The 22,031-nt window shown below is 74.3% G+C and carries 19 protein-coding genes and 1 pseudogene; 13 read left to right on the plus strand and 7 right to left on the minus strand.

Annotated elements, in window-relative coordinates; genetic code table 11:
- Positions 1–60 precede the first annotated feature (60 nt).
- Positions 61–603 (plus strand): hypothetical protein, encoded by a 543-nt coding sequence (locus AC5L3Z_RS02210; RefSeq protein WP_494839068.1) that lies wholly within the window; start codon positions 61–63, stop codon positions 601–603.
- A gap of 142 nt (positions 604–745) precedes the next feature.
- Here the strand turns inward: AC5L3Z_RS02210 and AC5L3Z_RS02215 are convergent, their stop codons facing one another.
- Complete coding sequence (locus AC5L3Z_RS02215; RefSeq protein WP_494839069.1) at positions 746–1,498, minus strand: helix-turn-helix domain-containing protein; 753 nt, start codon at positions 1,496–1,498, stop codon at positions 746–748.
- Positions 1,499–1,639: 141 nt separating this feature from the next.
- Here AC5L3Z_RS02215 and AC5L3Z_RS02220 point away from each other — a divergent pair, with 141 nt between their 5' ends.
- From AC5L3Z_RS02220 to AC5L3Z_RS02230, 3 genes are all read left to right on the plus strand, one after another.
- Positions 1,640–1,804 (plus strand): hypothetical protein, encoded by a 165-nt coding sequence (locus tag AC5L3Z_RS02220; RefSeq protein WP_494839070.1) that lies wholly within the window; start codon positions 1,640–1,642, stop codon positions 1,802–1,804.
- Positions 1,794–2,156 carry a helix-turn-helix domain-containing protein gene (locus AC5L3Z_RS02225; protein WP_494839072.1) on the plus strand — a complete coding sequence of 121 codons (363 nt, stop codon included), beginning with the start codon at positions 1,794–1,796 and terminating at the stop codon, positions 2,154–2,156. The genes AC5L3Z_RS02220 and AC5L3Z_RS02225 overlap by 11 nt, the downstream gene beginning before the upstream one ends.
- Positions 2,157–2,234: 78 nt before the next feature.
- Positions 2,235–2,984 carry a hypothetical protein gene (locus AC5L3Z_RS02230; protein ID WP_494839074.1) on the plus strand — a complete coding sequence of 250 codons (750 nt, stop codon included), beginning with the start codon at positions 2,235–2,237 and terminating at the stop codon, positions 2,982–2,984.
- Between the two features lie 28 nt (positions 2,985–3,012).
- Here the strand turns inward: AC5L3Z_RS02230 and AC5L3Z_RS02235 are convergent, their stop codons facing one another.
- On the minus strand, positions 3,013–5,157 hold the full coding sequence (locus AC5L3Z_RS02235) for a S9 family peptidase (protein ID WP_494839076.1): 2,145 nt from the start codon (positions 5,155–5,157) through the stop codon (positions 3,013–3,015).
- Positions 5,158–5,243: 86 nt separating this feature from the next.
- Here AC5L3Z_RS02235 and mshB point away from each other — a divergent pair, with 86 nt between their 5' ends.
- From mshB to AC5L3Z_RS02250, 3 genes and pseudogenes are all read left to right on the plus strand, one after another.
- Positions 5,244–6,167, plus strand: coding sequence for an N-acetyl-1-D-myo-inositol-2-amino-2-deoxy-alpha-D-glucopyranoside deacetylase (gene mshB / locus AC5L3Z_RS02240; RefSeq protein WP_494839077.1), 924 nt, complete (start codon positions 5,244–5,246; stop codon positions 6,165–6,167).
- A 17-nt stretch (positions 6,168–6,184) separates the two neighbouring features.
- Positions 6,185–6,625, plus strand: coding sequence for a hypothetical protein (locus AC5L3Z_RS02245; protein WP_494839581.1), 441 nt, complete (start codon positions 6,185–6,187; stop codon positions 6,623–6,625).
- A gap of 78 nt (positions 6,626–6,703) precedes the next feature.
- A pseudogene (locus AC5L3Z_RS02250) lies at positions 6,704–7,171 on the plus strand (hypothetical protein); the annotation flags it as partial.
- Between the two features lie 16 nt (positions 7,172–7,187).
- Here AC5L3Z_RS02250 and AC5L3Z_RS02255 read toward each other — a convergent pair.
- Entirely contained in the window at positions 7,188–8,147 is a 960-nt protein-coding gene (locus AC5L3Z_RS02255) for a GNAT family N-acetyltransferase (protein WP_494839078.1), read from the minus strand.
- Positions 8,148–8,225: 78 nt separating this feature from the next.
- On the opposite strand from AC5L3Z_RS02255, the gene fdxA reads away from it, so the two are divergent.
- Both fdxA and dapC read left to right on the plus strand, forming a co-directional pair.
- On the plus strand, positions 8,226–8,552 hold the full coding sequence (fdxA, locus tag AC5L3Z_RS02260) for a ferredoxin (protein WP_250798677.1): 327 nt from the start codon (positions 8,226–8,228) through the stop codon (positions 8,550–8,552).
- Positions 8,549–9,664: a succinyldiaminopimelate transaminase gene (gene dapC / locus AC5L3Z_RS02265; protein ID WP_494839583.1), complete on the plus strand. Its 1,116-nt coding sequence runs from the start codon at positions 8,549–8,551 to the stop codon at positions 9,662–9,664. The genes fdxA and dapC overlap by 4 nt, the downstream gene beginning before the upstream one ends.
- A gap of 48 nt (positions 9,665–9,712) precedes the next feature.
- Here dapC and AC5L3Z_RS02270 read toward each other — a convergent pair whose 3' ends face one another.
- On the minus strand, positions 9,713–11,554 hold the full coding sequence (locus AC5L3Z_RS02270; protein ID WP_494839080.1) for a M48 family metallopeptidase: 1,842 nt from the start codon (positions 11,552–11,554) through the stop codon (positions 9,713–9,715).
- 370 nt (positions 11,555–11,924) lie between these two features.
- Here AC5L3Z_RS02270 and AC5L3Z_RS02275 point away from each other — a divergent pair, with 370 nt between their 5' ends.
- Genes AC5L3Z_RS02275 through AC5L3Z_RS02285 form a run of 3 tightly spaced genes read left to right on the plus strand, consistent with a single transcriptional unit; the run spans position 11,925 to position 14,261 of the window.
- Positions 11,925–12,971 (plus strand): prephenate dehydrogenase, encoded by a 1,047-nt coding sequence (locus tag AC5L3Z_RS02275; protein WP_494839081.1) that lies wholly within the window; start codon positions 11,925–11,927, stop codon positions 12,969–12,971.
- A gap of 4 nt (positions 12,972–12,975) precedes the next feature.
- On the plus strand, positions 12,976–13,614 hold the full coding sequence (locus AC5L3Z_RS02280) for an SIMPL domain-containing protein (protein WP_494839082.1): 639 nt from the start codon (positions 12,976–12,978) through the stop codon (positions 13,612–13,614).
- Positions 13,614–14,261 (plus strand): nucleoside/nucleotide kinase family protein, encoded by a 648-nt coding sequence (locus AC5L3Z_RS02285; protein ID WP_494839083.1) that lies wholly within the window; start codon positions 13,614–13,616, stop codon positions 14,259–14,261. Before AC5L3Z_RS02280 ends, AC5L3Z_RS02285 begins: the two co-directional genes overlap by 1 nt.
- Here the strand turns inward: AC5L3Z_RS02285 and AC5L3Z_RS02290 are convergent.
- Complete coding sequence (locus tag AC5L3Z_RS02290) at positions 14,238–16,814, minus strand: hypothetical protein (RefSeq protein ID WP_494839084.1); 2,577 nt, start codon at positions 16,812–16,814, stop codon at positions 14,238–14,240. The two genes, AC5L3Z_RS02285 and AC5L3Z_RS02290, sit on opposite strands and share 24 nt — an antisense overlap.
- Positions 16,815–16,905: 91 nt before the next feature.
- On the minus strand, positions 16,906–17,463 hold the full coding sequence (locus tag AC5L3Z_RS02295) for a sugar O-acetyltransferase (RefSeq protein WP_494839085.1): 558 nt from the start codon (positions 17,461–17,463) through the stop codon (positions 16,906–16,908).
- Positions 17,464–17,602: 139 nt separating this feature from the next.
- On the opposite strand from AC5L3Z_RS02295, the gene AC5L3Z_RS02300 reads away from it, so the two are divergent.
- Complete coding sequence (locus tag AC5L3Z_RS02300) at positions 17,603–20,968, plus strand: S8 family serine peptidase (protein ID WP_494839087.1); 3,366 nt, start codon at positions 17,603–17,605, stop codon at positions 20,966–20,968.
- A 51-nt stretch (positions 20,969–21,019) separates the two neighbouring features.
- Here AC5L3Z_RS02300 and dapD read toward each other — a convergent pair whose 3' ends face one another.
- Positions 21,020–21,979, minus strand: coding sequence for a 2,3,4,5-tetrahydropyridine-2,6-dicarboxylate N-succinyltransferase (dapD, locus tag AC5L3Z_RS02305; protein ID WP_494839088.1), 960 nt, complete (start codon positions 21,977–21,979; stop codon positions 21,020–21,022).
- Positions 21,980–22,031 lie beyond the last annotated feature (52 nt).

Consider the following 22,031-nt stretch of genomic DNA (forward strand, 5'->3'; position numbering starts at 1 on the left):
TTGTGCTGGCTGAGCCATCGCCAAAGCGTCGGCGCGCGCGGTTGGTGACATGATCGAGCGGTGGTTGAGGCAGTTGGCGTTCGATGGTTCCCGGACGAGGTCGGTCGTAACGAGGGGGAGGCCGCTTTCCTGGAACGGCTTCGGCGGGAAGCATCCGGCTGGGACGTCGAGGGGCTCTCGCCGGAGGACCACACCTCGTCGCAGCTGTGCCTGGTGCCGCTGTACATCGACGTTTATGTGCCAGGGCTCACCACCCAGCGCAGCACCCTGCAGGTTGGCTACTGGACGGGCGGGCCGCTCGGACAGGCACTCCAAGGTGTCTGGGGCGACGACCACCTCCTCGATGACCACGACGGCAACGATCCTGAGGACCTGACCGTGATCGGGGTGCGGGCCAGCCATGAGGACTACGCGGAGTGGGCCGGCGCCTGGCTGCTGCGCCAGTTGCAACGACCTGTCGTGCGGGAGGAGTGGCTGGCCGGGGACCGTGTGGTCGCTGCCACCTGGCGGCTGGACGATACTGGCCGTGTCCTCGCCCGGCATGGCAGCAGTTCCCGCCGGTTCCTGCGCCGCCGCGCCGACCGTGTTGTCGCGGTGAGGTGAGCTTCGCGATGATCGCCGAGCCGGGATGGTCTGCCGGCACGCCGGTCATCGGCTCGGCGTCGCGTGTACGCGTGTCGTGAGGCGCTGTCAGCCTCATGTTGGGATGAAGCCGTCACGACCGGCCTGTGAGCTTGACGAACGCCTACGCCGGCGACGTGTTGTACCGGTCGAGCGTCGCCTTGGACGTGGAGGCATCCTGGAAGGTCAGTTCCCACGGGCCGGTGTTGACGTCCATGTCCTTGCCGAACCCGACCCACTTCCCGGCCATCCGTCGACCGGTGGGCTCCACCAGTAGCTGGATCGCGCCGTGGTACCGGGCTCCCCGGTAGTAGCCGCCGGGGTCGGTCTGCTCCACCCAGGTGCCGGTGACAACGGCACCGTCCACCGTGAGATCCAACGACAACGACGATGCCGCCGAGCCGGGCAGGCTACGTGCGGTCAGCCGGTCGCCGTGCTGAAGCACGACCAGGAAGTGCTGCCCGGCGAACGACTCGCCCCGGCCGCTGGAATGGTACTGATAGCGGCTGAGCCACACGCCCTCGTGTGATCCGTGGACAGCGGTCGGCCTGGGCGTGGGGGTGGCCAGGCCGGACATGGGCGAGGTCAGGTCGTGGCCACCCTGCTGGTCGTCGACGACGTGGCCGTCAGGCAGCGCGGCGAAGCCGAGCAGCGAGATGGGCAGACCGGTGACCACTTCCAACGCGCGGGCGTAGACGGGTCGCGGCGCGGCGATCACGCCTGACTCCCAGCGTTGAACAAGTCGCTTGTTGGCGTCGTTGGGCTCGCCGGCGCGGTGACCGGCGGCCTGGAGCGCGCGGGCGAAGTCGTCCTGGCTCATGCGCATCCTGGTGCGGACGGCGCGCAGGACGGTGTTCGGAGCGGTCATGCTCGCCACGATAGCGGGATGTCGTCTTAATGTCGCTTCCCATGTGGGTGCCTTGTCGCGTCTTGTGCCGTCGCGCCCGGCGACACCTCGACGTCACTGTGGATGGCATGCGACGGCTGACTCGCCGCCGCGTCCCCGACGGAGGTGGCGATGCAGGATGGCGGCGAGGCGGCGGTGAGCCGGGGTGAGCAGGAGGAGGCGGCCGAGCGGGAGGCGGCGAGACAGCGGATCCTGGCGCAGGCCGAGGCGGAGCGGATACCGGTCGAGGAAACGACTCGGGCGGTGTCGGACCGGCAGTGGCGTCGTGACCGGTGATTCGGTACCGATTGGTCGACGCGTCGCGTACCTGCGGGTGCGGCGGAGGTTGTCGCAGCAGTCGTTCGCCGATCAGTTGGGGAAGTCGAAGAGTTGGGTGGACAAGGTCGAGCGTGGCGTCCGCTCCCTGGAGCGGGTGTCGACCATTCGGGACATCGCGGCGGTGCTGCGGGTTGACACCGCGGCCCTGCTCGGTCGCGACGCGCAGCCGGCCGAGGTGGCCGAGCGCAGCGAGGGCGTCGCACGGATTCGGGCGGCATTGTCGGCGTACGAAATAGCTCTTGGCCGGCCGGCGGCGGGCCGGGAGGTGATGCCGGCCGATCGGCTGGCACGGGAGGTGCGACACGCCTGAACGGTCTATCAGCATGCCCGGTACCCGCGCCTGGCGGAGCTGTTGCCGGCGTTGCTGGCCGAGGCTCACCGTGCCCACGTGCGGAACCCGGGGGCGGGTCGGGTGGCCGTGGTGGAGGCGTACCGGGTGACGGCGGCGTTGCTGGTGAAGCTGGGCGAGGGGAGCCTCGCGTGGCTTGCCGCTGATCGGGCGATGTCCGCCGCTGCCGGTGACCGGGTGTTGCTGGCGGGCGCGGCGGTGCAGCTCGGCCAGGTGTTGCGGGCGTCGTCGCGGGCGAGGTCTGTGATGCTGGCCGCCGCCTACGAGATCGCCCCGGCCGATCCGGACGCCGGTACGCCGCAGGAGTTGTCGTTGTGTGGGTCGCTGCTGGTGCAGGCCGCCCTGATCGCGGCCAGGGCGGGTGATGACCGTTCGGCGGGTGACCTGCTGAACGAGGCCGGTGAGATGGCGGCCCGGGTGGGTGACGGGCAGGACCATCATTGGACCGCGTTCGGGCCGACAGCCGTCGAGGTGGCGCGGGGCGCCGCCGCCGTGGAGCTGGGCGACGGCGCTGCGGCGGTCGCCCGGCACGAGGGGGCGATCGGACGGGACGGGTGGCGGTGGCTGCCGGTCGAACACCGGGCCGCGCACCTGATCGACGCGGCTCGCGCCTATTTGCAGACCGACGACCCCGTCAGCGCGGCCCGGGCCCTGCTGCGCGCCCACCGCATCGCGCCCGCCGAGGTCCGACACCGGCCGGCGGTACGAGAGGTGGTCGCCCAAGTCGCCCGCGACCCGGACGCCCCCGCCACGATCACCGAACTCGCCATCGGAATCGGGGTGCTCTGAGCGTGATCACGCCGGGCCCGCCGACGGCTCACCCGAGATGACGGCGCAGGAAGTCCAGCTCCAGCCGGAGCAGGCGCTCGGACAGCCCGTCGGCGGCCTGGTGGGTGGCGCCGGTCAACGGCAGCACCGCGTGCGGACGGCCGGTGGCCAGCAGCGCCGCCGACAGCCGCAGCGTGTGCGCGGCCACCACGTTGTCGTCGACCATGCCGTGCACCAGCAGCAGCGGCCGGGCCTGCTCCGTGGCGAGGACCGGCTCGGCGGCCAGCTCCACCAGCGAGTGGTGCCCGTAGACGTCGATCCCGTCCTCCGGCAGGCCCAGGTAGCGCTCGGTGTAGGCGGTGTCGTACAGGTGCCAGTCGGTGACCGGGGCGCCGGCGATGCCGCACCGGAACAGCTCCGGGTGGCGCAGCACCGCCAGCCCGGCCAGCCAGCCCCCGAACGACCAGCCGCGCACCGCCACCCGGTCGAGGTCGAGGTCCGGGTGCTTGCCCGCCAGCGCGGTGAGCGCGTCCACCTGGTCGGTCAGGATCACGTCGGCCATCCGCCGGTGGATCGCCTTCTCGAACGAGGGCGCCACCCCGGGGGTCCCCCGGTTGTCGATGGTCACCACCGCGAAGCCGGAGTCGGCCCACCACTGCCGCTCCAGCCAGGCCGACCGGGCCGCCACCACCTCCTGGTGCCCCGGTCCGCCGTAGATGTCGAGCAGCACCGGCAGCCGGGTGCCCTTGACGTGGTCGGCGGGGTAGAGCACCGCCGTCGGCAGCCGCCGGTCGGTCACCCGCACCAGCACCGGGCGCGGCGCGTACGGCGGGCTGGCGGCGAACGAGCGGAGTTGGGCCACCTCGCGGTCGCCGCGCCAGACCGACCAGCGGGTCCCCGGGTCGTCCAGCGACGCCGTGCCCACCACCAGCACGTCCGCGCCGACGGCGGCGGTGTGCCAGCCCGGGGTGCTGCTCATCCGGCGGGCCTCCACCCCGCCGCCGATCACCGTCCGCACCCGGTACAGGTGACGCTGGCTCGGCTCGCCCTCGCTCGCCTCGACCAGCAGGTCGGCCGGGCCGTTGCCGACCGGCAGCCGCCCCACCACCCGGCGTACGTAGAGCGAGGGCGGGGTGAGCAGGGTGCCGTCGGCGAAGAGGCAGCGGGCGTCGTACCCGTCGTGGGCCAGCTCGCCGCCGACCAGCACCCGCCCGTCGGGCAGGTGCGCCGGGGTGCCCGGGATCGGCTCCACCCAGCGCGGGTCGGCCAGTTCGGCGTGCACCTGGGTCTCCCCGGTGCGGTGGTCGACCGCCAGCACCAGGCCGTGCTGCTGCGAGCGGCGCAGCACGGTGATCAGCGGCCCGCCCTCGGCCCAGCCGACCGACGCCAGGTAGGGGTAGGTCTCCCGGTCCCAGTGCACGTCGACCCAGCCGCCGTCGAGGTCGAGCAGGTGCAGGCTGACCTCCGCGTTCGGGCCGCCGGCCAGCGGGTACGCGATCGAGGTGGGCGGGCTCGCCGGGTCGGCCGGGTCGTGCAGGTGCCAGCGGGGCAGGCGGGACTCGTCGACCCGGGCGGCCAGCACCGAACGGCCGTCGGGCGCCCACCAGTAGCCGCGGAACCGGTGGAACTCCTCGGCCGCCACGTGCTCGGCCAGCCCCCACGTCACGCCGGAGTCCTCGCCGGCCAGCAGGGTGTCGGTGCCATCCGACTCGACCACCCGCAGCTGGCCCCGGCGTACCCCCTCGGCGGCGTCGGTCACGTACGCCAGCCGCTCCCCGGTCGGGTCGGGCCGCGGGTCGATCACCGGCCCGACGGTGGCCACCTCGACCACGTCACCGTGCACCAGGTCCGCCCGGAACAGCCGTCCGGCCAGCGGGAACACCGCCACCCGACCGGCCGCGTCGAGGGCGTACGAGCCGATGCCGGCGGCGCTGAGCCGCTGCCGCTCGCGCAGCGCCCGCTCACCCGGGGCGAGCGCCGCCGGGTCGGCCTCGGCACCGAGCAGCGCGGCCGGGTCGGCCACCAGCCGCTCCTCGCCGGTGGCGACCTCCAGCGACCAGAGGGCCTCCGCCGGGTCCTCCGGTCCACCGGAACGGAGGAAGATCACCCGGGAGCCGTCCTCGGCCACGGAGACGGCGCGCGGGGCCCCGTGGCTGAACCGACGGGTGCGGGCGGCCAGCTCGGGAAAGTCCACAATCCGGATCGTAGAGCGGCGTCGGGCGTGATGTGGCCGACCTGGGCGGACGCGTCGAGACCGGCGGCCGGGGACCGCCGGTTAGAGTGACGGGCGTGACGACGCTGCCCGACCGCCGCCTCCTGCTGGTCCACGCGCACCCCGACGACGAGTCCATCGGCACCGGCTCGACGATGGCCCACTACGCCGCCACCGGAGCCCACGTCACGCTGGTCACCTGCACCCTCGGCGAGGAGGGCGAGATCCACGTGCCGGAGCTGGCGCAGCTCTGCGCCGCCGAGGCCGACCAGCTGGGCGGATACCGGATCGGCGAGCTGGCCGCCGCCTGCGCCGCGCTCGGTGTCACCGACCACCGGTTCCTAGGTGGCGCGGGCCGCTACCGGGACTCCGGGATGATGGGCCTGCCGACCAACCAGCACCCCCGGGCCTTCTGGCAGGCCGACCTCGACGAGGCCGCCGGGCACCTGATGGAGATCATGCGGGAGGTACGCCCGCAGGTGCTCGTCACGTACGACCCGAACGGCTTCTACGGCCACCCCGACCACATCCAGGCCCACCGGGTGGCGATGCGGGCGGTGGAGCTGGCCGCCGCCGAGGGCGTGGCCCCGACGAAGGTCTACTGGACGGCGATGCCGAGCAGCGTGCTCGAGGCGGGCATGACGCACTTCGCCGAGTCGGCGGACAACCCCTTCGCCGGCATCGACAGCGTCGAGGACCTGCCCTTCGGCACCCCGGATCCGCAGATCGCCGCCCGGCTCGACGCCACCGAGCAGCACGCCGCCAAGGAGGCGGCGATGCGGGCCCACGCCACCCAGATCCCGGACAACTCCTGGCTCTACTCGATCGCCGGCAACTTCGGCGCCGAGTTCATGGGCGTGGAGTACTTCACCCTGGCGGTGGGGGAGAAGGGGCCCGGCAGCGGCCCGTACGGCTGGGAGGACGACCTCTTCGCCGGGATCGTCACCGACGGGGCGGACCGCTCCCCCGTCGCGGCGGCCGGCCTCCGGTGACCCTGCCCGCCCCGCCGATGCCGGTCGTCGAGGAGGAGAGCCCCCCGCCCCCGCCCCCCGGCCGGTTCACGCGGCTGTTCGACCCGGCCCTGCGGGTGGCCGGCGGCCTGGTCTCCCTGCTCGGCGGGGTGCTCGCCGCCCTGCTCGGGCTGCTCTTCTCCACCGTCCGGGTGGGGGGACAGCTGGTCGGGGTGTCGGTGCCGGTCACCATCGCCGCCGCGATCGCGCTCAGCTGGTTCGCGTACGCGACGGTCGGCCGCAAGTGGGCCGTGGCGCTGCCGGCGGTGCCCTGGTTCGTGCTGATGTCCGTGGCGGCGGTCCGCTCCGACGAGGGTGACCTGCTCGTCGCCGGTGACAACTGGGTCGGGCTGGGGATGATCACCGCGGGGGCGATGACCTTCGCGGTGATGGCGTTCCGGCAGATCCTGGGCCCGCCGCAGCGACGCCGTGACGGGTGATGACGGGGCGCCGGTGGTGGTGGTAGATATTCCTGCCAGGAGGCCCGCCGACGGGGCGGCCGGTACGGCGGGAGGCGTGCGATGAGCCAGCGGCGGCGCGCGATCGGGGTGCTCGCGGGAGCGCTGTTCGCGGTCAACGTGGTGGCCCGGTTGACGACCAGGTTCGGCTTCGACGGCAACGACAGCGCCCAGTCCGTGATCTCCCTCATCATGTTCCTGGTGATCGGGGCGATCCTCGCCGGGGTGGTCCTCGTCCGGGGCCGGGTCCAGCCGGTCGCCGAGTGGGGCGGCGTCGTCGGCGCGGCGATCGGGGTGGCGCTGCTGCTCACCATCCTGGTGGGGCCGCTGCTGGTGGGCGAGAGCCCGATCCCGGACAACGGCGGTCTCTTCTTCGCCCAGTTCGGCTTCTACCTGCTCGCCGCCGGCGCCGGGGTGGCCCTGGCCCACCTGGTGCTCACCGCCCTCGGCCGGGACCACCGTTCGCAGCAGCTCAAGCGGTACGCCGAGCGCAAGGCGGCCAGGCCGCCCCGCGTCGTCCGCCGCTGACCCGTCGGGTCGCCCCTCAGTCCGGGGCGACGCGGGTCAGGTAGGTGTGGTGGGTGGTGAAGCCGATTCCCTGGTAGAGCGTCACCGCGGCGGTGTTGCGCTGTTCCACCTGGAGGAAGGCGTGCGTCGCCCCCTCCGCCACACCCCAGTCGACCAGGGCGCGGACCACCCGATTGGCCAGCCCGCGCCGCCGGGCCTCGGGCACCACCTCGATCAGGCTGAGCCCCAACCAGCGGCCCTGCCCGGTGACCGTGCCCCGGCCGATCGCGACGAGCCGGCCGTCGGCGTACACGTGGGCGAAGCGGACCCGGTCCACGGCGGTGAGCACGTGCCGGGCGGCGTCCGGCAGGCCGCCCTTGCGGCCGGCGGCGATCGCCAGCCAGCCGTCGGACGGCGCGGCGGCCAGCTCCACCGGCGGCGCGTCGGCGGGGGCCGGTGGCGCCGGCGGCAGCGCGGCCAACGCCACGGTCTGCACCAGCACCGGCGGGCGGGCGCCCCAGCCCCGGGCGTCCAGTTCGGCGCCGACCGGCGCGGCCAGCGGCAGCGGGGTGTTCACCATCGCCTGCTGGCCGTGGTCGGCGTACCAGCGTTCCACCGCGTCGAGCGCGGCGGGCAGGGGACGGTCGGGGTCGCCCACGGGCAGCGCCGAGTTGGCCCGGCCCGACCAGCCCGCGGCGGCGCGCAGCAACCAGTCACCGAGCCGGCCCCGGACCGGGGCGGGCCACGCCTCGTCGGAGGCGCGTTCCAGCTCCACCACGGCGCCGGCGGTGGGCCGCCGGGTGGGCGGCACCCGCTTGGCCCGGTGCACCTCCGCCACCGGCACCCGCAGCCGGCCGCGCGCGGTGGCGAGAGTGAGATGGGTCTCGGTCAGCTCGACCAGTTCGCCGAGGGCGTCCGTGAAGAGGGGCCGGCCCTCGCGAATCCCCACAATGCGGCGGACCACGATCCGGTGTCCCACGTCCTGCTGTCGGAGCACGATCGACCTCCTCCCCGGCGAGATACTAGGCTCTTAGCGTCGCGGTGATCGCGACGAGTCTTGCGGAGGAGAAGACCGGTGACCTACATCATCGCCGAGCCGTGCGTGGATGTGCTCGACAAGGCATGCATCGAGGAGTGCCCGGTCGACTGCATCTACGAGGGCAATCGGATGCTCTACATCCACCCCGACGAGTGCGTCGACTGCGGTGCCTGTGAGCCGGTCTGCCCGGTCGAAGCCATCTTCTACGAGGACGACGTCCCGGAGCAGTGGAAGAACTACACCGGGGCCAACTACGAGTTCTTCGAGGACCTGGGCTCGCCGGGTGGGGCGTCGAAGATCGGCAAGGTGGAGAAGGACGCGACGTTCGTCGCGGCCCAGCCGCCGCGCGGAGAGGGCCACTGAACCGGCCCGCGCCGGTCTCGTCGCGCCTGCCCGAGTTCACCTGGGACACGCTGGACGCCGCGGCCGCCCTGGCCGCGGCGCATCCGGACGGTCTGATCAACCTCTCGATGGGCACCCCGGTCGACCCGGTGCCCCCGGTGATCCGGCAGGCGCTGGCGGACGCGGCCGACGCGCCCGGCTATCCGCTGACCGCGGGCACCCCGGCGCTGCGTGACGCCATCGCGGCCTGGGTCGCCCGGGCCTGCGGCGCGGGCGTCGACGGGCTGGGGGTGCTGCCCACGATCGGCTCCAAGGAACTGGTCGCCTGGTTGCCCACCCTGCTCGGCGTCGGCCCCGGCGACGTGGTCGTGGTGCCCTCGGTGGCCTACCCGACGTACGAGGACGGGGCCCGGCTCGCCGGCGCCACCACCGTCCGCGCCGACTCGCTGACCGCGGTGGGTCCGACCTCCCGGGTACGCCTGGTCTGGGTCAACTCGCCCGGCAACCCGACCGGTCGGGTGCTGCCCGCCGCCCACCTGCGCAAGGTGGTGGACTGGGCCCGGGAGCGGGGCGCGGTGGTGGCCAGCGACGAGTGCTACCTGCCGTTGGGCTGGTCGGCCGAGGCCGAGCCGGTCTCGGTGCTCTCGCCCGAGGTCTGCGGCGGGTCGTACGACTCGGTGCTGGCGGTGCACTCGCTCTCCAAGCGCTCCAACCTGGCCGGTTACCGGGCCGGCTTCGTGGCCGGCGACCCGGCCCTGGTGGCCGAGCTGCTCAAGGTCCGCAAGCACGCCGGGATGATCGTGCCGGCGCCGGTGCAGGCGGCGATGGTGGCCGCGCTGGGCGACCAGGCGCACGCCGACGAGCAGCGCGAACGCTACCGGGCCCGGCGGGAGACGCTGCTCGCCGCGTTCACCGGGGCGGGCTTCACAGTGGAACACTCCGAGGCCGGTCTCTACCTCTGGATGACCCGGGGCGAAGACTGCTGGGACACCGTCGACTGGCTGGCCCGCCGGGGCATCCTGGTGGCCGCCGGGGTCTTCTACGGCCCCGGTGGCGCGCGGCACGTCCGGGCGGCGCTGACCGGGTCCGACGCGCACGTCGCCGCCGTCGCGGCCCGCCTCGCCGGATCCTGACCGCTGGTCCGGGCGGCCGACCCACTCCGGCCGGCCGCCCGGACGGCGTCAGCCGTTGATCCGGCGGAAGACCCGCAGCAGGGTGTCCCGGCTCTGCTTCTCCAGCAGTTCGCTGGCCATCAGCTCCTGCATGGTGACCACCCGGCCGTCGTGCAGGCTCAGCTCCGCCTTCAGCGGCACCTCCCGCTTCACGTCCACCGAGACGATCTCCTCGTACGGCAGGAAGGCGTGCCGGGTCGCCAGCTCCGCGATCGGCACCGAGCCGACCAGCGCGCGCAGCCGCTTCTCGCCCTGGCTCGCCTTGCCCGGGTTGACGATCAGGATCAGCCCCCGGTCGAGGATGAGCACGTCGTGCTCCTTGCCCTCGATCTTGATGTTGGCCAGCGCGCCGATCAGGTCGGCGTCCCGCCCGGAGACCCGGTCCTCCACCACCGTCGCGCCGCCCGGGTCGATGCCCAGCGCGGCGAGGCGGGCCAGCGCCTCGTCCAGGGTCTGCGGCGCGACGGCCAGCTTGGCGACCTCGGCCAGGTCCCACGGCTCCCCGTCCGCGCCGACCAGCTGGGCCGGGCCGGACCAGGAGAGCTGCCAGTGCGCGCGGCCGGAGCGGATCGCCGCGTTGTCCAGCAGCGTCTCCATCGGGCCGGCGAACCGGACCGCGGCCTCCTTGCGGGTGGCGTCGCCGAAGAACTGCTCGGCGAACTCGCCCAGCCGACCCGAGCGCACCAGGTCCAGCACCGTCGTCAGGCCGGGCCCGGTCACGCCGGTGAACCGGCCCGCCGCCCGGTAGATGCCGTCCGCCTGCTGCTGCACCGAGGCGGCCAGCGCCGCGGCGGTGAACTGGGCCCACGGCAGCACCTGCCGGCTGCCGTGCTCGACCACGGCACCCTGGAGCTGCCGACCGGCGGTGGCGATGTCGGCGAGCAGCAGCGCGGCCGGCCGGTCGTCCGGTGCGACCGCTCCCGCCGGCAGGGCCGTCATCGCGGCGACCCGGATGCCGATCGGCGGGTGGGTGTCCCACGGCGACGGCTTCCCGTCCGGGGCGTGCTCCCGCAGTTCGGCGATCTCGTCCCGGCGGGCGTGCAGCAGCTCGCCGAAGCCGCCGAAGAGGTCGTCCGGCGCCAGCCCGGCCGACCAGCCCGGCTCCACGTACCGTCGCATGTAGAAGCCCCAGGCGGCGTCGAGCGCGGGCAGCGTGCGCAGCGCCGAGGTCGCGGCCTCGTGCCCGGCCAGCAGCACGGAGGACCGGTCGGCCTCCAGCTCCTGCCGACGCGACGCGGCGTTGTCCACCATCAGGTAGAGCTTCGAGTAGCCCCGGAAGACCCAGCCGATCGGGTTGTGCCGGCCGATCCGCTGGACGGTCTCCTCGATCGCCAGCCGGCCCCGGTACGCCACCCCGCCGAGCCGGGTGTGCTTGCCGGAGTAGTGGCCGAGCTCGTGGGCGAGCACCGAGCGGAGCTGGTCCAGCCGCATCGCCTGGAGCAGCGGCAGTCCGACGTAGAGGGTGCGCCGGCCGCCGATCAGGCCGAGCAGACGGCTCTGCTCGCCGACCGCCGCGTTCACCTCGGGCACCAGCCGGATCTCGTCCGGGGCGCGGGTGCCCACCGCGGCGGCCAGCTCCCGGACGGTGCTCCACAGTCCCGGCGCGTCGCGTTCGGAGAGGATCAGGCCGGGCGCCGGCTCGTTCCTGGTACGGATCGCGCGCCAGAGTCCGACGGCCACCGCTCCCAGCGCGATGACCAGGGGCAGCAGCAGCTTGCCGGTGAGGGCGCCGCTGGTGTGGCTGTACAGCCAGGCCCCGAGCGCGACGACGGCGGCGAGCTGCAACAGCGCGACGACGTAGAAGCCGATCAACATGACCACCGAGGCGAGCGCCCGGTACGTCGCGGACATCTTGGTTCCTTCCCCCGCTGTGAGGCCGCCTCGGATTCACGGGCGGCGGAGGGGACCGTACGACGTGGATCTTCGCCGGACAACCCCCTTCCGGTCCGCCCGGTCCACCTCTACGATCTGCCAGGTCGTCACCTCGCCGGTGACCTGCGCTCCGCCGCCGGCCAGTTCGAGGTCATCGGCGACCAGGTGACCCCCTGGCCCTGGTGCCACATCAGCGGCGACGACCCGGTGCACCGGTTCACGGCCGGGCGCGAGGACGCCCGGGCCGCCGAGGACCGACCGGCGTACCGGCCGGGCCGATATCCTCGGCCCGGACCTGGTGGGGGCCGGAGGGCCCCGCACCCCCTAGCCGGAACAGCGAGGTGCGCCGATGGTGGACAGGGTCGGTGCGCCGGTGCGGGCCGCGGTGGTGGGCACCGGCCTGATCGGCGGCTCGGTGCTGCTGCGGCTGCGCGCCGCCGGCCTCGACGTGGCCGGCTGGGATCCCGACGAGGCCACCCGGGAGCAGGCGCGTCGAGCGGGCGTACCGGCCCTGGACCGGCTGGTCGACGCGGTGGCCGACCGGGACGTGGTCTTCCTCTGCGGACCGCTGCCCACCCTGCCGGAGACGCTGGTCGAGGTGGCGGCGGCGACCGGCGGCGGGTGCGTGCTGACCGACGTCGGCAGCACCAAGGGCGAGGTCGCCGCCTTCGCCGCCGCGCGTGGGCTGACCGACCGGTTCGTGCCCGGCCATCCGATGGCGGGCACCGACCGGGCGGGCCTCACCGCGGCGGCGCCGGACCTCCTCACCGGGGCGGCCTGGGTGCTCTGCCCCGCCCCCGGGCCGGCGCTGGCCGCCTTCCGGTGGCTGACCGCCCTGGTCGTCGACGTCTTCGCCGCCCGGGTGGTGCCGATGCCCGCCGACCGGCACGACACCGTGGTGGCGCTCGCCTCGCACGTCCCGCACCTGCTCGCCGGGGCGCTGGCCGGGGCGGCCGACCGGTCGCCGCTGCGCGACGCGGTGCTGGGCCTGGCCGCCGGCAGCTTCCGCGACGGCACCCGGGTCGCCGGCGGCCCGCCGGAGCGCACGGCGAACATGCTGCTGGCCAACCGGGCGGAGACGCTGGCCGCGCTGGGGTCGGTCACCGCCGTCCTGGACGAGCTGGCCGCCGCCCTGCGCGCCGGTGACCGGGAGGCGCTCACCGCCCGGCACGCCGAGGGCCGGGCTGCCCGGGCCGCGCTGGCCGGTCGCCCGACGGTGTCGCTGCGCCGTCGCTTCCCGCTGGCCGGCGGGGACGAGGAGCTGGCCTTCCTGCTCGAGTTGGGTGCGGCCGGCGGGCACCTGGACGGGTGCCGCGTCGACGCCGACGGGGTGACGTACTCGGCCCGCCGGTTGCCCGAGGGCGCGGGCGGCCCGGCGGCCCCGCCGCTAGGGTGAGGGCGTGACGGACGGACCGGTCGTGGCGGTGCGCGGTGCGGCGTACCGGGAGGTGCCGCCCGAGCTGGCCCGCTTCCACGTGACCGTGCGGGCCCGGGAACGCGACCGCGAGGCCACCCTGACCCGGCTCGCCGAGCGGTCCGCCGCGGTGCGGGTGCTGCTCGACGAGCACCGGCCGCCGGTCGACCGCCGGGAGACCGGCGAGCTGTGGGTACGTGCCGAGACCAGCCGGTCCAGCGAGCGGGTGGTCGGCTACCGGGGCAGCGTGACCACCATCGTGACGGTCACCGACTTCACCACCCTCGCCGAGCTGATGTTGCGCCTGGCCGACCAGGAGCAGGTGGAGGTCGCCGGCCCGCAGTGGTCGCTGCGCCCGGACAGCCCGGCCCACCGGGAGGCCCGGCACGCCGCGATCGCCGACGCGCTGCACCGGGCCCGGGAGTACGCCGAGGCGCTCGGCGCCCGGGTCACCGCCCTGCTGGAGCTGGCCGACCCGAACGAGGAGTACGGCATCGCCTCCGCCGGCGGCGCCGCCTGGCGCGCCAAGGGTGAGCCGGCCGAGCTGGAGCTGGATCCGCCTCCGCAGACCGTGCACGCCGTGGTGCGGGCCCGGTTCGCCATCAGCGAGCCGGTCCTGCGCTGATGCCCGAGGTGCTTGGCGTCTCGCTCGACGAGCTGGTGGCCCGGGCGAGGACCCTGGCCGACGCCGGTCCCCGGCAACTGCTCGGCATCACCGGGCCACCCGGTGCGGGCAAGTCCACGCTGGCCGAACGGCTCGTCGCCGCGGTCGGCCCGGCCGCCCGGCTGGTGCCGATGGACGGCTTCCACCTGGCCCAGGCGGAGCTGGTCCGGCTGGGCCGCGCCGACCGCAAGGGCGCGGTGGACACCTTCGACGCCAACGGGTACGTCTCGCTGCTGCGCCGACTGCGCCGGCTCGAGCCGACCGCGGTGTACGCGCCGCTGTTCCGCCGTGACCTGGAGGAGCCGATCGCCGGCGCGATCGAGGTGCCGCCCTCGGTGCGGCTGGTGGTCACCGAGGGCAACTACCTGCTGGTCACCGACCCGCCCTGGGACGAGGTGCGGTCGCTGCTGCACGAGGCCTGGTTCCTCGACCTGGACGCCCAGCTGCGGCTGCGCCGGCTGGTGGCCCGGCACGAGGCGTACGGCCGGTCGCCGGACGCGGCGGTGGCCTGGGCGCACGGCAGCGACGAGGCCAACGCCGCCGTGGTGGCGGGCTCCGCCGGCCGCGCCGACCTGGTGGTCCGCCTATCCGACCCGCTGCCGGGGTGACGGGGCGGTCCGGCGCAGCAACCGGGCCACCAGCGCCCGCTCGCGGGTGAACTCCGGCGACTCCGGGTAGCCGCTGTGGTTGCGGATCGGCGGGTCGGCGACCTCGCCCCCGCTGGGGTGCAGCGCCTCCGGGTCGGCGACCGGGACGTCCCGTCCGCCGGCGCTGACCGGCCAGCCGAGCGGGTCGGTGTCCCGCCAGAAGTTGCTCCAGGCGACGGGGCCGGAGGGCCAGGCCAGGGCGGTGGCGAACGCCCGGAGTCGCTCCGGCCCGAAGTACGCCGGGAAGATCCGCCCGTAGAGCCGGGTCAGCTGGCAGCCGTACGAGAAGAACCAGATCCGGCGCCGCCAACGGGACGGCAGTTGGAGCAGCATCGCGGCGCAGATGACGGCTCCCTGGCTGTGCCCGGAGAGGATCACCCCGTCCACCCGGCGGAGGTCCTCGCCGGCCAGCGACAGCAGCCCGGCGACGCGGGTCTGCAGCTCGGGGACCGCCCGTTCGGCGTAGCTCGGTGGGGCGAGCGGGTGCGCGGCGCGGGGCCAGAAGGTGCCGACGTCCCAGATCACGCCGGCCGAGCGCCGGACGGTGTCGTTGCGGTAGACCAGCAGGCCGAGGGCGGCGACGACCGCGGGCAACCAGCCCAGCATGGTGCCGCCGACGTCGGCGACGGTGTGCACCACGTCCCGCCAGTCGCCCGTGCTCCTCGGGCTGGGCCGGCTGCGGGAGAGGGCGGCGGCGCAGCAGAGGGTCACCAGCACCGCCGACACGGTGCCGAAGCAGCCGATCAGCCGGACGGCGTGCTCGCCGACCAGCCGGTGCAACGCCCGGAACGTGCTGACCTCGCGGCAGCGCCGCAGGTCGTGGGCGGAGAGAGCGGTGCCGGGAGTGATCTGGGCGATGTACTCCTGGCGGCGCAGCCGGTGGAAGAGGAGGCCGGCGCGTACTCCGGTGGCGGCGAGGGCGAGTGCGGCGACGGCGAAGGCCAGGCCGGCCCAGAAGACGGCCAGGGGCGGCACCACCGTGGAGTACCGGCTGGGTGTGCCCCCGTTGTCGAGCCGGTCGGTGACCCAGTAGAGCAGGCCGGCGCAGTAGGAGATGGCCATCATCCAGCCGAATCCGGCGATCAGGGCGGCGCCGCGGCCACCCCAGGCCAGGTCGGTGTGCGCGCCGAGCGGCTGCTCCTCGGTCTCCGGCCGGATACGGGGGAGCAGCAACCCGGTCGCGGCGATCCCGATCGCCAGCACGGCCAGCATCCAGAGCCGCAGCCCCGCCGGGGCGGGTGGCGCGAAGGGCGGCGCGGCGTCGACCCAGACCGCCCCGAGGGGCAGCAGGACGGCGCCGGTCAGCGGGGCGAGCAGCCCCCGACGCCCGGAGCGGGCGACCGCGCCGATGGTGATGAGCAGCAGCACCTGGTAGGTGGCGAGCCAGGCGAGGGCCGGGTCGTACCCGGGCAGCGACCGGTCGGTGAGGCAGCCGGCGATCCCCGGGTCGCGGACACACCCGGCGGGGGGCCGGTACTCGGCCAGGGGCCGGCCGGCCGGACCGTCGGGCAGCAGCAGAAGGGTGAAGGTGCCGGCCAGTCCGAGCCCGGTGAGCAGGCCGACGGCCGCGCTCCACCGGCCCAGCGGGGTGGCCCCGCCGCGCCGGCTCAGCCAGGGGTGGCCCACCGCGACCACCGCGATCACCACGACCGCGGCGAGGGCGGTGACGGTCGGCCAGGCCACGGCGGCGCGGACGCCGCGCGGTGGGTCCATGGCGAGCGCCGCCCCGAGCGGCACCGCCGCGGCGATCACCGCTCCGGTGCACAGGTGCAGGACGGCGGCCCGCCGCAGCTGGCCCTCGCCGCCCCAGAAGGTGGGGTCCTGGAGCGGGCTGGTGGCCGCCTCCCGCCGCTCCGGTTCGGGCTCGCCGTCGCGGGGCCGGGGGTGGGGTTCGGCGGGCAGCTCGGCCTCGTACTGGTAGGTGCGCCAGGCCACGATGCCGAGCACCGCGAGCATGGCGAGGGGGAGGAGCAGGCCGACGGCGAGCGCGCGGCTGCCCTCCCGCCACCAGGCGTGGGTGAGGAACTCCCACGGGCCCGGCAGGTGGCGCAGGCAGTCCCGGTCGACGCACTGCCAGGCGACGAGGTCGCCCCCGATGCCGGTGGCGGTGACGACCAGGGTGCCGGTCAGGCTGAGGCAGAAGAGCCGGATCAGCCACGCGGTGATGCCGGACCGGCTGCCCCAGCGCTCCTGGTCGGGGTCGGGCGGGATGCCGGGCCGCGCGTAGAGCGCGACGTTGGCCAGGGTGAACGGCAGCAGCAGGGTCCACAGGGCACGTTCGACGTCGCGTACGGTCCGCGCGCCGGAGGTCAGCTGTCCCCAGCTGTACGCCTCGACCGTGATCGCGTCGTCCGGGTCGGCCGCGGTGGACCGGTAGAAGCCGGTGACCGCGTCCCCTGCGACCAGCCGGGGTTGCGGGCCGTTGCCGCCCGGTTCGGGGCGCAGGCCGAGGAGCTGGTCGGGTGGGGTGTTGGAGACGCCGTGCACCCGTAGTTCGAGCACCCGTTCGTCCATGCCGGCCCCCTGGTGACGCCTCCACTACCCAGGGTGCCCGACGATGGCGGTCTCGCCCACTGTCGGAATTACTGTTTTCGCAGCTCAAACCCTATTCGAGGGTGCGTACGGGCTTGGCCGGGTTGCCGACCGCGACGACGTTGGGTGGCAGGTCCTTGGTCACCACGGCGCCCGCGCCGACCACGGTGTTCGCCCCGATGGTGACGCCGGCGAGCACGATGACGCCGCCGCCGAGCCAGACGTTGTCGCCGATGGTGATCGGCTTCGCCGCCTCCCACTTGTCCCGGCGAGGTCCCGGCTCGACGGGGTGGGTGGGGGTGAGCAGTTGCACGTTCGGTCCGATCTGGACGTCCGCGCCGACGGTGATCCGGGCGACGTCGAGGAAGACGGCGTTGAAGTTCACGAAGCTGCGCGGGCCGATGTGGGTCTGCCAGCCGTAGTCGCAGTGGAACGGTGGGCGGATCCAGGTGTCCTCGCCGAGCGAGCCGAGCAGTTCGCGCAGCGCGGCCAACCGTCCCTGCGGGTCGGTGGCGGGGCTGGTGTTGAAGCGCTCGGTCAGCTGGGCGGCCCGGTCCAGGTCGGCGATGATCTCGGGCTCGTTGGCGATGTACGGCTCGCCGGCGAGCATGCGTTCCCTCATGGACGTCACCGGCCGATCATCCCTGACCGAACCGGCGTCGGATGCCGGGACCGTCATATTCCGGACTTCATTTTGCATACCCGGTATGTAATTCTGGTTTCCGTCAATGTGACTCCCGTCTATAACGACGCCTCACGAGGAGGATCCGTTGCACCGAACCAGAAGAAAGACCGTCGCGCTCGGTCTGGTGTTCGGCCTGGCGCTCGGCGCCCCGGGCACCGCATCGGCCGCCGTACCATCGGCCCCGGCCGATCCGGCCCGGGCGGCCCGGCCCGCCGGGTCACCGTCGACGGCGACCGGGGCGTCGGCCAGTGTCACCCTGCTCACCGGGGACCGGGTCACCGTCACCGCCTCCGGCGACGCCGCCGTCCGGCCCGCCGCCGGCCGTGCTGACGTGCGCTTCGTGGTGCGCCGGGAGCGCGGCCACCTCACCGTCGTGCCGCAGGACGCCCTGCCGCTGATCCGCTCCGGCAAACTGGACCGTCGGCTCTTCGACGTCACCGAGCTGATCTCCGCCGGCTACGACGACGCCCGCCGCGACGACCTGCCACTGCTGGTGTCGTACGCCTCGGGCGAGGCCCGGCGCGGCGCGGCCGCGCTGCCCGGCACCCGGGTGACCCGGGACCTGCCGGCGATCCGCGGCGCGGCCCTGACCGCCGGCAAGTCCAGCACCAACGCCGTCTGGGCGGCGGTCACCGCCGGCTCCGCCGGCACCCGGCTCGGCGCGGCGGGGGGCGTCGAGCGGATCTGGCTCGACGGCCGCCGTCGGGTCACCCTGGACCACAGCGTCCCGCAGATCGGGGCGCCCGCCGCCTGGTCGGCCGGCCTCACCGGCAAGGGTGTCTCCGTGGCGGTGCTGGACACCGGCGTCGACGCGGCCCATCCCGACCTGGCCGGCAAGGTGGCCGAGGCGCGCAACTTCACCGAGGTCCCCGACGGCCGGGACACCGTCGGGCACGGCACCCACGTCGCCTCGACGATCGCCGGCAGCGGCGCCGCGTCGGGCGGCAGGTACAAGGGCGTGGCCCCGGACGCCACGCTGCTCGACGGCAAGGTCTGCGAGGACCTGGGGTGCAGCGACTCGGCGATCCTGGCCGGCATGCACTGGGCCGCCGTGGAGAAGCGGGCCGCCGTGGTCAACATGAGCCTCAGCGGCTGGGACTTCCCGGAGGTCGACCCGCTGGAGGCGGCGATCGCGACGCTGACCGCGCAGACCGGCACGCTCTTCGTCACCGCCGCCGGCAACGACGGCTCCGACGGCTCGGTCGGCTCGCCGGCCAGCGCCGACGCGGCGCTCGCCGTCGGCGCGGTGGACCGGGACGACCAGCTCGCCGACTTCTCCAGCCGCGGGCCCCGGGTCGGTGACGACGCGATCAAGCCCGACATCACCGCGCCCGGCGTGGACATCGTCGCCGCCCGGGCCGCCGACGGCTTCATCGGCGAGCCGGTGGGGGAGAAGTACCTCCGGCTCTCCGGCACCTCGATGGCCACCCCGCACGTGGCCGGCTCGGCGGCGCTGCTGGCCCAGCAGCACCCGGACTGGAAGGCCGGCCAGTTCAAGTCGACCCTGATGGCGGCCGCGAAGCCGCACCCGGAGCAGACCGCGTACCAGCAGGGAGCCGGTCGGGTCGACGCGGCGCGCGCGGTCACCCAGCGGGTCACCACCGACCCGGTGAGCGTCTCGTTCGGGCGCACGCTCTGGCCGCACGGCGACGACACCCCGATCACCCGCACGGTGACCTGGCGCAACGACGGCCCCGCCCCGGTCACCCTCGACCTGAGCGTCGAGGTCACCGGTCCCGGCGGGCGGCCGGCGCCGGCCGGCATGTTCCAGATCGGCGCGAGCCGGCTCACCGTGCCGTCGGGCGGCACCGCCGCGACCACCGTCACCGCGGACACCCGGCTCGGCGGCGCCGACGGCTACTGGACCGGCCGGGTCGTCGCCCGCTCCGGGGCGACGGTCGCGGTCACCCCGCTGGCCGTGCACCGGGAGGTGGAGAGCTACACCCTGACGCTGACCCACCGCGACCGGTCCGGCAAGACGACGGGGGAATACCACACCAGCCTGGTCGGGCTGGACCGCTTCGACGTCCGGGACGCCTACGACCCCGACGGGGTGGCCCAGGTGCGGCTGCCCAAGGGGCGCTACGGCCTGAGCTCGCTCATCTTCGAGCCCGCCCCCGAGGGCGAAGCCGGCGGGCTCACCATGCTGGCCCAGCCCGAGCTGACCGTCGACCGCGACCTCACGCTCACTGTGGACGCCCGGCGGGGCAAGCCGGTCCTGACCACGGTCCCGAAGCGGGACGCGGCGCCGCTGCTGATCGACGTCAGCGCGGTCTTCTACGCCGACGAGGGCAGCATCTACGGCTTCGGGCTCTGGGCCGCCAGCTTCGCCGGCCTGACCACCGCCCAGCTGGGCAGCCGGGTCTCCGCCGACCGGTTCGTCTCCACAGTCAGCAGCCAGTGGGCCGACCGGGAGGCGGCGAACAGCCCCTACCTGTACGCGCTGAGCGAGGCGATTCCGGGCCGGATGCCCACCGGCTTCGTCCGGCACTACCGCAAGGGCGACCTGGCCACGGTGGTGCACCGCTTCCGGGGTGGCTATCCGGGGATGGTCGCCGAGCGGATCGTCATCCCGGAGCTGGAGTACAACACCGGCGCTTCGGCGGTCATCCTGCCGATCGAGGTGCCCGGCCAGCGGGTGGAGCACTACAACACCAAGGGGGTGAAGTGGGAATCCGAGATCGACTTCGGGACCCGGGACGAGGAGGGCTGGCTGGACGCGAAGGTGGCGCTCTTCTCCACCCCGACGGCGTACCGGGCCGGACGGACCGTGAAGGAGGACTGGAACCAGGCCCCGTACTCGCCGTCGTTCCCGGCCCCGCGCTGGCCGGAGGAGAGCGTCACCCGGACCGGTGACCTGATCCAGGTCGGGTTGCCGATGTTCAGCGACGCCGCCGGGCACCCGGGCGGGTCGGTCACCGACGCCGAGCGGACCGCCCTGTGGCGCGACGGGAAGCTGGTCGGCGAGAGCGAGTACGCCGGCTACGGCCAGTTCACCGTGCCCCCGGGCGCGGCGGACTACAAGCTGACCGCGTCGGCGACCCGGAGCTTCACCGACCTGAGCACCGAGGTGGAGTCGACCTGGACCTTCCGCTCAACCCACGTCCGGGGTGACACCCCGGCCCGGTTGCCGCTGATGGCGGTGCGTTTCGCCCCGCCGCTGCGGGCCGACAACAGCGCACCGGCCGGTCGCAGCTTCCTCGTCCCGGTCGCGGTGGAGCGGCAGCCCGGCGCGCCTGCCGCCCGGGTGGCGAAGCTCACCGTCGACGTCTCGTACGACGGCGGGAAGACCTGGCGCAAGGCGGGCCCGGTCCGCGTTCCGGGCAAGGGCTGGGTGGCCGTGCTGGTGCACCCGCACGGCCAGGGGTACGCGTCCCTGCGGGCCACCGCCCGGGACACCGACGGCAACACGGTGACCACGCGGATCATGCAGGCGTACCGCCTGCGCTGAACCGGACGTCCGGGTCCGCGGCCTCGACGGCGCGGACCCGGACGGTCCCGGTCAGTCGTTGGCGTGCAGGGCGGCGTTCAGCTCGATGCCCTTGCCGGTGCGCGGCTTCGCCTCCAGCGCCCCGGTGACCGAGTTGCGCCAGAACAGCAGCCCGTCCACGCCGGAGAGTTCGCGGGCCTTGACCACCCGGCCGTCCGGCAGGGTGACCTTCGAGCCGGCGGTGACGTAGCAGCCCGCCTCCACCACGCAGTCGTCGCCGAGCGAGATGCCGATGCCGGCGTTCGCGCCGACCAGGCTCCGCTCGCCGATGCGCACCTTGTCGGTGCCGCCGCCGGAGAGGGTGCCCATGATCGAGGCGCCCGCGCCGATGTCGGAGCCGTCGCCGACCACCACGCCCTGCACGATCCGGCCCTCGACCATCGAGGTGCCCAGCGTGCCCGCGTTGAAGTTGCAGAAGCCCTCGTGCATCACCGTGGTGCCGGACGCCAGGTGCGCGCCGAGCCGGACCCGGTCGGCGTCGGCGATCCGCACCCCGGCCGGGACCACGTAGTCGGTCATCCGGGGGAACTTGTCCACCCCGTACACGGCGAGGTGGCGGCCGGCGGCCCGCTCGATGACCCGCAGCTCGTCGACCCGCTCCGGCGGGCACGGCCCGGCCGACGTCCAGGCCACGTTGGCCAGCTTGCCGAAGATGCCGTCGAGGTTGAGCTCGTTGGGCCGCACCAGGCGGTGGGAGAGCAGGTGCAACCGGAGGTACGCGTCGGAGGCGTCCTTGATCGGGTCGTCCAGCGAGCCGATCACGGTGACCACCTGGACGGTACGCAGACCGGGCAGCGCCCGCTCGCCGACCGCGCCGGGTGGCAGGTCGAGCACGTCGGCCTCGTCCTCCCCGGGGACCAGCGGCAGCTCGCCGAGTCCCAGCTTGCCGGTCGGATACCAGGTGTCGAGCACCTGCTCGTCAGCGGTGACGGTGGCCAGGCCGATGCCCCAGGCGGGTACTGCGGACGTCACTGTTCTACCTTTCGTTCGCGGCTGCGGGGCTCGCAAGCTCACTCCTCGCGCT

The organism is Micromonospora sp. LZ37, assembly GCF_059359015.1.